Source organism: Clostridioides sp. ES-S-0006-03 (genome assembly GCF_020662275.1).
Lineage (GTDB): Bacteria > Bacillota > Clostridia > Peptostreptococcales > Peptostreptococcaceae > Clostridioides.
Window position 1 is genome coordinate 32,462 of record NZ_JADGMM010000012.1, and the last position, 11,590, is coordinate 44,051.

At 27.1% G+C, this 11,590-nt stretch carries 9 protein-coding genes and 1 other annotated feature; all 9 genes read left to right on the forward strand.

From position 1 onward, the window contains the following. Positions 1–701: 701 nt before the first annotated feature. Positions 702–1,403, forward strand: coding sequence for a DUF4253 domain-containing protein (locus tag IR151_RS15025; RefSeq protein ID WP_227435938.1), 702 nt, complete (start codon positions 702–704; stop codon positions 1,401–1,403). Between the two features lie 364 nt (positions 1,404–1,767). After that, positions 1,768–2,586, forward strand: a complete 819-nt coding sequence (gene larE, locus IR151_RS15030) for an ATP-dependent sacrificial sulfur transferase LarE (protein ID WP_227435940.1) — start codon at positions 1,768–1,770, stop codon at positions 2,584–2,586. Positions 2,587–2,639: 53 nt separating this feature from the next. Continuing rightward, complete coding sequence (locus IR151_RS15035) at positions 2,640–3,788, forward strand: THUMP domain-containing class I SAM-dependent RNA methyltransferase (protein WP_227435943.1); 1,149 nt, start codon at positions 2,640–2,642, stop codon at positions 3,786–3,788. 147 nt (positions 3,789–3,935) lie between these two features. Further along, positions 3,936–5,315, forward strand: coding sequence for a hypothetical protein (locus IR151_RS15040; RefSeq protein ID WP_227435946.1), 1,380 nt, complete (start codon positions 3,936–3,938; stop codon positions 5,313–5,315). Between the two features lie 28 nt (positions 5,316–5,343). Further along, positions 5,344–6,042: a cell wall metabolism DNA-binding response regulator WalR gene (gene walR / locus IR151_RS15045; RefSeq protein ID WP_227435949.1), complete on the forward strand. Its 699-nt coding sequence runs from the start codon at positions 5,344–5,346 to the stop codon at positions 6,040–6,042. 2 nt (positions 6,043–6,044) lie between these two features. Beyond that, entirely contained in the window at positions 6,045–7,478 is a 1,434-nt protein-coding gene (walK, locus tag IR151_RS15050) for a cell wall metabolism sensor histidine kinase WalK (RefSeq protein ID WP_227435951.1), read from the forward strand. Between the two features lie 21 nt (positions 7,479–7,499). Next, positions 7,500–8,240 carry a tRNA pseudouridine(38-40) synthase TruA gene (gene truA, locus IR151_RS15055; protein ID WP_227435953.1) on the forward strand — a complete coding sequence of 247 codons (741 nt, stop codon included), beginning with the start codon at positions 7,500–7,502 and terminating at the stop codon, positions 8,238–8,240. Between the two features lie 105 nt (positions 8,241–8,345). Beyond that, positions 8,346–8,553, forward strand: a binding site (T-box leader). 262 nt (positions 8,554–8,815) lie between these two features. Then, positions 8,816–10,015 carry an argininosuccinate synthase gene (locus IR151_RS15060; RefSeq protein WP_227435954.1) on the forward strand — a complete coding sequence of 400 codons (1,200 nt, stop codon included), beginning with the start codon at positions 8,816–8,818 and terminating at the stop codon, positions 10,013–10,015. A 397-nt stretch (positions 10,016–10,412) separates the two neighbouring features. Beyond that, the gene (locus IR151_RS15065; RefSeq protein ID WP_227435957.1) at positions 10,413–11,465 is read left to right on the forward strand and encodes a BtrH N-terminal domain-containing protein; all 1,053 of its coding nucleotides are present in this window, start codon (positions 10,413–10,415) and stop codon (positions 11,463–11,465) included. Positions 11,466–11,590 lie beyond the last annotated feature (125 nt).

The following is an 11,590-nucleotide window of genomic DNA, read 5'->3' on the forward strand; positions in this document are numbered from 1 at the left end:
ACAGGTATATTATTCTACTATTTTCTCAATGCAGTTAAAATTTATACATAGTAATTACTGTTAATTACAAGTTAGAAAAGTACATTTCTAGTCTCTATGTAAGTGTTTTTAGTATTGGGATTAAAAGCACATCAATAGAATTATTAGCTATTAGATAGTAGAATCTTGTACTTTCTGAGTTTAATATATTAAATAAATACATATCTTTTCACATAAAAGTACTATTAAATCTAAATCTTGATTTTAATCTATTAATTCTTGCAAACATGCATGTGATTTATTAGAATTTATACTATACATAAAGTCTAATATTATTTATTATTTTGGGGATATTTGTTACTATTAAAAAAATTCACATTGACATTGTCTCAAATAAATTTAATGTGAATAAATATACCCTTTCTTATACAAATTATATCATTTATTTTATTTAAAATAACATAATATTACAACGAATTATTACAAAATTACTTATTATTAACCATGAACATTTGTTTTGTGATATTATATTTATATGAGGATATTGTCATAAAAACGTTATATTTATACAAAAAATTAAATGAAAATTTATTTAATATGAATGTTTTTTATAAATTATACCTCTACTTATAGTTTTACAAATAATAATAGTATTTAAAAATTTGACAACAAAAAAAGAAAACTTTCAAAAGAATTAAATCTAAAAAGAATAGGAGATAAATATGGGTATTGAAGATTTATATGGTTTTGAATGTGTTCCTGTGAACAATGAGATTGATATTGACAATTTATTGGAGACAATGATAGAAGATGGAAAAGAAAAAGGATATACACCAATTATAATTATCGATGAAAAGGTAGGATTGCTAAAAGAAAACATTGATATTGTCAATAAAGAGTATGGTTCTCTTGAGAACTACAAAGAGCATTGTCTGAAAAAATATAATGAAATTGATGTAAATGAATTTTTCAAGTGTAGGAAGAGTGAAATTTCAGAGGTGGTAAAGGAACTCATAGAGTCAGAAGATATTTTTTGTGATTATAAAAGTTTTAACCCAATTACAAATATAGATATATTTCAAGAAAATAACAAAGTTTACATAGCTAAAGTTCCAACAACTAAACCTTATGAAGTATTTGCATATATACCAATTGGTGGATTTAACGATTGTCCTAGTGATGAAGAGCATATAGCAGTTGCAAAATATTGGTACGAAAACTATGGAGCATACCCAATAGCAATTGGATGTGACACAGTCCAATATTTTTCAAAAAATATACCTAGTGACAATACAATGTTCAATAACCTATGCATAGAGTTAATCTTGTACTGTGAAGATATTATTGTACAAGGATATGAGACATTAAGAGCTCTAAAAGAGGTAATACAAGATTCTACCATATGGCTTTTTTGGTGGGATTGATATAGAGCTCTGTAAACTATAAGTATTAAGTTTTTAAAACATTTTTAATGATAGTATCTTTTTGTAATTTACAATTATATCGATAAGAAGAGTAATTATATGAGAATAAAATCGTGAACTTAGCCATGAAGATAGGCTATTTAGGCTTCATGGCTTTTAAGTATATTACTGTATTACACTGTTTTGTTTTTATATAGTGTAATACAGTAATATACTTAAATTGTAAAGATATAAATAAAAGTACTTTAATATTATAATTAATATATTTAAAAGTCATTCTAATTTTTTAAATATATACTTTATATGTTATAATCATTAAGTATGTAAAAAATAAGAATAGTTTTAGAGTTCATATTTTCTTGATATGGAGGTAGATTTAGTGAAGGAAAGAGAAAAGTTAGAAAAATTAAGAGAAAAATTGATTGGATTAGAAAGTGTGGCAGTTGCTTATTCAGGTGGAGTTGATAGTAATTTCTTACTTAAAGTAGCAAGAGATACATTAGGAGATAATGTTATAGCTGTAACTATTCATGCAATGATGCACTCAAATAGAGAAATAGAAGAAGCAAAACAATATACTAAAAATTTTGGAGTTAAACATATTATATTAAAAATAGAAGATTTTGATTTAAAGGAATTCAAAGAAAATGGTGTTGAAAGATGTTATTATTGTAAAAAATATATATTTACTAAAATAAAAGAGGTCGCAAAGGAACATAATATAAAGTACATAGTAGATGGAACCAATGTAGATGATTTAGGAGACTATAGACCAGGTCTTAAAGCACTAAATGAACTAGAAGTAATTAGTCCATTGAAAGAAAGTGGATTAAAGAAAAATGAAATTAGGTTACTTTCAAGAGATATGAAGTTAGAAACTTTTAACAAACCATCATTTGCATGTCTGGCAAGCAGAATTCCTTATGGTGTTGAAATTACAGATGAAAAGCTTAGGATAATAGAAAAAAGTGAAGAATATTTATCTGATTTGGGCTTTTCTCAATTTAGAGTAAGAATGCATGGAGATATAGCTAGAATAGAAGTTAATCAGGAAGAATTAGGTAAATTTTTTGAAAATAACAATTTTAGTAAAGTTGACACTAAATTAAAAAAATTTGGCTTTAAATATGTTACACTAGATATGTCAGGATATCAAATGGGAAGTATGAATTTAAACATGTAAATAGGTTAAAAAATAAATAATCGTTGTAATTAATATAGTAAACAGGAGGTTTTATGAAAAACTATACATTAATATCGCCATGTTTTTTTGGAATGGAAAAAATGTTGGCTAGAGAAATTACTAATTTGGGATATGAAATAATAAAAACAGAAGATGGAAGAATAACATATAAGACTGATGAATTTGGGATAGCAAAATCAAACATGTGGTTAAGATGTGCAGAAAGAGTACATCTTAAGATTGCTGAGTTTGAAGCAAAAAGCTTTGATGAATTATTTGAAAATACAAAAAGGATAAATTGGTCTAAGTATATACCTTATGGAGCTCAATTTCCTATTTCAAAAGCTTCTTCTATAAAATCAAAATTATACAGTACACCAGATGTACAAGCTATAGTAAAAAAAGCTATTGTAGAAAGCTTGAAGAAAAGTTATTTAGAGGATGGTTTGCTTAAAGAAGATAAAGAAAAATACCCTATATTTGTATTTATACACAAAGATAAAGTAACTCTTTCAATAGACACAACAGGAGATGCTTTACATAAAAGAGGATATAGAGAAAAAGCAAATAAAGCTCCAATAAGAGAAACTTTAGCTTCTGGACTTATCTACTTAACTCCTTGGAAAGCAGGTAGGACTTTAGTAGACCCTATGTGTGGTTCTGGTACTATATTAATTGAAGCAGCTATGATAGGTATAAATATGGCACCTGGATTAAATAGAGAATTTATATCAGAAAAATGGAGAACGCTTGATAAAAAGATTTGGTGGGATGTAAGAAAAGATTCTTTTAATAAAATAGACAATGAATCTAAATTTAAAATTTATGGATATGATATAGATGCAGAATGTATAGATATAGCTCGAGAAAATGCAGAAATAGCAGGTGTAGATGAATATATAGAATTCAATGTAGGAGATGCAACTGAGTTTGAGAGTGAAGAAGAATTTGGATTTATAGTTACCAATCCTCCTTATGGAGAACGATTGGAAGATAAGGATAGTGTTAAACAATTATATAAAGAGCTTGGTTATGCATTTAGAAAGTTAAAAAATTGGTCATATTATCTGATAACTTCCTATGAAGAATTTGAATATGAATTTGGACAAAAAGCAGCTAAAAAGAGAAAATTATATAATGGTATGCTAAAAACTAACTTTTTCCAATATCCAGGGCCTAAACCTCCTAGAAATAATAATTAGATTTTATATTTATCATAAGTTTTATCAAAATATAAAGTTTTGTTAAAATAAGTAAAACCTTATGAGGATTTGAAACGTCTAACTATTGTGAGGAGATTTTTGCGAGAAAAAAGAAAAATTTAAGATTGTAGGATTAGGAGGGGTTAAATGAAGTTATTAAAGCTTATTATTGTATCAGGCTTAATGATGTTATTTGTTACTGGATGTAATGTTAAAACTGAATCTCCAGAACAATTGGCAAAGATACCTAACTATGATGATACAAAAAAAGTATTGTACGATGGTATAGATCAGCTACTAAAACCAGACTCATCTATGATATTGCCTTCTAATACAAAAGAGGTAGGAAAAATAAATAAGGTAGATTTAAATAGTGATGGAGTTGATGAATTAGTAGTATTTGAGCAAAAAGAAGATTTAAGTAATAATGTTAATAAAGTAGGTTTTGTAACTTTAAGTTACAATGGTGAAAAATATGTACTAGGAGACCATTATTTAGAAAATGGAGAATCAATAGAATATGCTAATTTCTATGATTTGGATTCAGATGGATATAAGGAAGTTATTTTACTTGTTAAATCCAAAGATAAAACTAATATGCATATATACAAAGTAAGGGATAATGAAATCACAAAAGTATACGATTTAGATGCTTCTTGGATTCAAAATAAAGAAGATTTTAACGATATGAAGGTAAAGATTGGTTATATAGATGGAGATGACAAGATAGATATATTAATGCTTCATTTGAATAATAAAACTAATGAGATGTTTGCAACTGTTGCAAATTTTGATGGAACTATGAAGGTTAAGGATTATGTCAAATTTGAAAATGTAAAAAATCTAAATGAGTTATATATAACTCTAGGTAATGTTGCTTCATCTGTTGGAAATTCAGCTGCATCCATCAAAGGTGTTGTACTAGATATTCCCATGTTAAAAGAAAATAATTATATCACACAGATATTATATATGAAAAATGATAAAATTCAAAAAGTGTTTAGTGATTATGATAAAACTATTACTAAACCTTATTACATACCTGTTGATGATGTTGATAAAGATAAAATTATAGAGATACCTATAGTTGCTGGAGGGAATAGAAATACTTATACCTCTAAAGCATCTGCTAATATAAGTTGGTACAGATGGAATGGGAAAGAAGATTCTAATTCAAAATTAATATTTATAAGCCAGATATACTATAATTATAAATACAATTTTAGATTATTTATGCAAAATAATTTAGTAGATAAAATAATTGTTGAACAAGAATTTGTTGGGGAAAAAGCTGTATTTAAATTTTACTATTTTGATTATTCAGAACGTAAGAATTTATTTAATATAATAGTAGAGAGTAAAAATAAACTTGAAGATAGAAAAAGTGCAAATACACAAAATTCTATTGTACTTCAAGAAAGCGATGAATATACTTTTTTACTAACTATAAATGATGCAAATGAAATGGATAAGTTAGATATTACGATAGACGCATTAAAAGAGTATTTCTCATTAATATATGGTTAATATTACACTCAATTGGAGGTTTTATTTTATGAAGGAAAAAATACTTATACTAGAAGATGAAATTGGAATTAGAAGTTTTGTCAGTATAAACTTAAAAAGAGAAGGCTATGAAATAGTTGAAGCAGGTACTGGTAGAGAAGCTATAGAAAAAATGACAACAGAAAGTGATATTACAATAGCTCTTTTAGATGTAATGCTTCCAGATATAAGTGGGATAGAGGTTTGTAAGTTTATAAGGGAAAATTTTGATCAAGTTGGGATAATAATGCTTACTGCAAAAGCTCAAGAAGATGATAAAATAGAAGGATTTATTTCAGGAGCAGATGATTACATCATAAAACCATTTAGTATAAAGGAACTTTTAGTTAGGGTTTCTGCTCTTATCAGAAGAGTTGCAAAAGATGATTCAAATGTTAAGTCAAGTGAGATAGTCTCGCCACCATTTATACTTGATATAGATAAAAGAAAATTATTTAAGAATGGTAAAGAGATTGAACTTACTCCAACAGAATTTTCAATAGTAAAATATTTGATATCAAATGCTAAACAATCATTAAGTAGAGATCAGATATTAGATGAGGTATGGGGAACTAATTATTTGTATGATTTTAAAATAGTAGATGTAAATATAAGAAGGATAAGAAATAAAATAGAAGATGACCCATCAAAACCAAAATATATACAAACTATTTGGGGTTATGGATACTGTTTTAGAAAGGAAGAATAATAGTGTTACATTTTGAAGGTCTGAGAAAAAAAGTAATAAAAAACTATTTTATAATAATTATTATAATGGTAACTCTGTTTGAAGGGCTATTCATGTTTTATATACAAAACTATTACTATGATTCTGTTAAACAGTTACTTGAATCTGAAATAAAATACGCTGATGAATATAATGCTATTACAATGGAAACTACAAGCTTTGAGAAAAAAGTTAAAAATATTTTTGATAAACAGCCATTAACAAAGAATTCAGAATTTGGGATTTCGATAATAGATAAGAATAAAAATGTTATATTGGACCAATATGGATTTAAAAGTAAAGAAAAAGCAAATTATGAAGATGTAGATAATGCATTAAGAGATGTAAAGACTAAAAATTTAACACCATATACTTATAAAATACCAGATACAGGAGAGCATGTCATGAGCATCTCCTTACCACTCAAAGTAAATAATATTATAGAAGGTGTTGTTAGATATACTGTTTCATTAGATGGAATTGATAACGCCATATTAAAGCAAGCTACATGGCTTATATTGGCGGGAATATTTATACTTATTATAGCTATATTAATAAGTCTCAAATTTGCTGAGACTCTTATAAAACCATTGAGAGAGCTAAAGAAGTTTGCAAACGAATTAGCTGTAGGAAACTACAATATAAAATTGGAAAATATGAAGATTGTAGATGATGAAATTGGTGATTTAGCACAGACATTTGAACATATGGCACATGAAATTGATAAGAGTGAAAAATTGAAAGAAGAATTTATATCTTCTGTATCTCATGAGTTGAGAACCCCTCTTACATCTATAAAGGGATGGAGTGAAACATTAGGATATGAAAGTATAACTAGAGAAGAGTTAGATTTAGGTCTAGGTATTATACAAGATGAGACAGAAAGACTTATAAAGTTGGTAGAAGAATTATTGGATTTCTCAAGGCTTTCTTCTGATAGGATAAAGCTTCATATTGATATAGTTGATGTTGAAGGATTAGTTGTTGGGGTTGTAAATCAGTTGAAAGTTAAAGCAGCCGAAAAAGATATATCACTTTTATTTGAATTTGAAAATGAATTCATAGAAAATATCCAAGGAGATAAAAATAGACTAAGACAAGTTCTTATAAATTTAATACAAAATTCATTTAAATTCACTAGTCAGGGTGGTTACATAAAAGTTGTAGCTTCTCAGGATGAAGATATAACAACTATATCAGTTGAAGATAATGGTTCAGGTATAGAAAAGCAAAATTTAAATAAAGTTTTAGATAAATTTTTCCAAGAGGATTACAACAAGGCTGGCAGTGGATTAGGTCTTGCAATTAGTAATGAAATTGTAAAACTTCATGGTGGAGTAATGAAAATAGAAAGTGAAAAGAATGTTGGAACAAAAATAACTTTTAATATAAAAAATAAATTTGCTAAACAGGCATAAATTCTTAGAAAGAGGATTAAGATGAGAAATATAAAAATGATAGTAGCATATGATGGTTCAAGATACAAAGGTTATCAAAAATTAGGCGATAATGACATGACTATACAAGAAAAGCTTGAGTCTGTCTTAAGTAAAATGGCCAATGAAACTATTGAGATAATTGGTTCTGGGAGAACTGATATGGGAGCACATGCAAGAGGCCAAGTTATAAACTTTAAAACAAATTGTATAGATTCAGTAGATAAAATTCAAAAGTATCTATATGAATATTTGCCAGAGGATATAGTTGTAAAAACTGTTGAGGAAGTTGATGAAAGATTTCATTCAAGATACAATGTAAAATCAAAAACTTATTTATATAAGATTGATAATAACAAATATCACAGTCCTTTTATGAGAAAGTATGCTGCACACATAAGTAAAAAATTAGATTTAGATAGGATGAGAAAAGCAAGTGAGTATTTAATAGGAGAACATGATTTTACTAGCTTTGCTTCTTCTAAGTCTAAGAAAAAATCTAATGTAAGAGAAATTTACTCAATAAATATAAAAGAAAATGATGATATTGTAGAAATATATATAGAGGGAAATGGATTTTTATATAATATGGTAAGAATAATAGTAGGAGCATTAATAGATGTTGGCCTTAAAAGAAAAGCACCACAAGATGTTAAGCATATGCTTGAGTCGAAAGACAGAAGCAAGTCATCAGACACCGCACCAGCTAAAGGACTATGCCTTTGGAAAGTAAAATATGAGTAAGCTTAAAGAGAAAATATTTTAAAAAGAAAATAAATTATATAGTTGACATAAATGGAAAAATAAACTATTATATATTCTATAAGAGATGTCTAAAAAATTTGATATTTAAATCCGATGAAAAAGAGAGTAACTTTTATGTATTTTATAGAGAGCTGAGGATGGTGGAAGCTTAGCAAATAAGTATTAGTGAAAAGAACTTTGGAGGATGCTAATTGAATTTAGTATGTTAGTAGGTAATCTCGCCTTAAGAGAAAGAGTGGATAAGTTTATCTTATCAATTAGAGTGGTAACGCGGATATATTTCGTCTCTTGGTTTTTCCAAGAGGCGTTTTTTAATATATTTATTTACTAATATGTATTTAGTAGTTATACATTTACTGATTGATTAGCTAAGTTTATCAATAAGAGTGGTACCGCGGATATTTCGCCTCTTAGTATTTAAAAATACTGAGGGGTTTTTTTAGTATTAAAATGATTTTATAAGAATCTATATTTTTAAAGTCATTCAATATTAAGAGTTTCTATTAAAAAATAAAAAATATAAAATTATAATTTAAAATTGGGAGGAATTAACAATGAAGGAAAAAGTAGTATTAGCATATTCAGGAGGACTTGATACATCAATTATAATACCTTGGTTAAAGGAAAATTATGAAGATATAGAAGTTATAGCTGTTTGTGGAAATGTGGGTCAAGAAGATAAAATGGAAGATGTTTATGAAAAAGCTTTACAAAGTGGAGCATCAAAAGCCTATGTAGATGATATAAGTGAAGAGTTTGTGACGGAAACTATATTTAAAGCTGTAAAAGCAGAAGCAAAATATGAAGGAAAATACTTATTAGGAACTTCTTTAGCAAGACCTATAATAGCTAAAAAATTAGTTGAAGTTGCTCATAAAGAAGGAGCAAAATATATATGCCATGGATGTACAGGAAAAGGTAATGACCAAGTTAGATTTGAAGCTACAATTGCAGCCCTTGACCCAACTATAAAAGTTATAGCTCCTTGGAGAATATGGGATATAAAATCAAGAGAAGATGCTATAGATTATGCTGAGAAACACAACATAAAAGTAACAGCAACTAAAGCTAAAATATATTCAGTAGATGCTAACCTTTGGCATGTATCAACAGAAGGTGGAGACATAGAACATTTACAAAATGAACATAAAAAGGATGTATATAAACAATGTGTAGACCCTGAGGATGCATGTGATGTAGCTGAATATGTAGAGGTTTATTTTGAAAAAGGTGAGCCTAAAAAGATAAATGGTGAAGAATTATCTCCAGTGGCATTAATTCATAAATTAAATGAGTTAGGTTGTAAGCATGGAATTGGAGTTATAGATATAGTTGAGAATAGACTTGTTGGTATGAAATCAAGAGGTATATATGAAACTCCAGGAGGAACAATTCTTTATGAAGCACACAATATTTTAGAAAGTGCTACTTTAGATAAAGACACACTACACTTTAAGCAAATGATATCTTACAAATATGGAGAGCTTATTTATAATGGATTATGGTACTGTAAATTAAGAGAATCTATAGATGCATTTATGGAACAAACTCAAGATAATGTTACAGGGACAGTAAAAGTTAAACTTTACAAAGGTAATATAAAACCTGCTGGAATATTTACTGAAAATGCACTTTATGATGAAGGAATATCTTCTTTTGGAGATAGTGAACTTTATGACCATAAAGATGCAGAAGGATTTATTAATTTATTTACTTTACCACTAAAAATTAGAGCTATGAAGGCTGGGAAATAATAGAATATAGTAAATTAAAATTATTAGAGTATATAAGAAACGTTTTTTAGTTTTTTATATACTCTTTTTTATATAAAATTATTATATTATTTGTAATAATTTATTTGATTACAATACAAGAAATTTTAAAACTTATTTTTCTCAAGATTTTCTACTTATTTACAAGCATTAAAAGTCTAATTTTATTATAAGTTACACAATATGAATACTTATTTTTGAATTTTGCCATTGACTCTCACATTATAGGAGGGTTTATACTAGGTTTAATTAAAAATATACATGAAAAAGCTACTAATCGTAGAAGGCAATAACCATATCATTTGAAATTATAAAGATATAATTTATGAAAACACTATTAATTCCATAATGAAATTATTTATAAATGGAGGTAAATTAAATGAGGAAAATAATTGAAATAAAGCACCATTTACATGATTATGAATGTATGTGGAATGGTATAGAAGATATATATATGAATAAAATGGGTGAATCTCTGCCAAATGATTTTTTCTTTTTATTATCAGGTTTTGGCTCGTTTTGTTATCTAAAAACAAATAAAAAAGAATTAAAGAGAATGGTTGCTTTGGGGGATGGAAGAACCAAAAAAATGTATGAATTTTTAGCACCTATTGTTGGTTTTGAATATAAACACTATGAGTTTAAAAAGTATGAACAAGCTTTAAAAAAAGCAAAATCAGAAATTGATTCTGGTTATCCAGTTGTTTTAGGAGCCTTAGATATGTATTATCTGCCATATTATGAAAAATTATATCATAAAGAGCATATTCCTTTTCATTATGTGCTTATGGTAGGGTATGATGATATAGAAGAAAGAATATATTTATATGATTGTGGGATAACTGATTTAATCTCTATTTCTTATGATGAACTATGTGAATGTATGAATTGTAGTTATCCTGGATTAAGCAAAGCGAATACAATTTGTACAGTTAGAATGAATAGTTCAAAGAATAAATATCAGATTGCTCAAGAAGCACTCGCTATAAAGCGTGATATGTTTTTAAATCCACCTACAGGGTTTTTAGGATATAAAGGTTTTGAAAAGTTTATCAAAGAATTGTCACAATGGAAACATGAACTGGAAAAAGATGACTATGATAGGATTTTAGCTAATATGGTTATGTTTTTTGGAACAGTACCAACTATTCCAAATGCAATCAAAGGAATTGAAGAACCAGATAGTGTCGAATTTAAAGGTGGTTTTGATAAAATGAGCAAGATGCTTAAATCTATTGGAACTGAATACAAAAATGACTGTTGGGTAGAAGTAGCAGAGATTTTTGAAGAAAGCGCAATTATAATTGAAAAAATATCTAATATAATAATAGATTATTTATTGAATAAGGTTGATGAAACTGAAAAACTTCCTTTACTATTTTCCGAAATTTTGAAACAAATGAAATCTGGATACTTAATGTTAGGTATATGAATATAGAACAAGATTTCTTTTTAATAAAAAGTATATTAACTAGATAATCAAAATTTAAATATGAAATGAGTTCAAAAAATCAAATTATATATTTATAAAGTGTTGACTCTAACACCACGTTATAT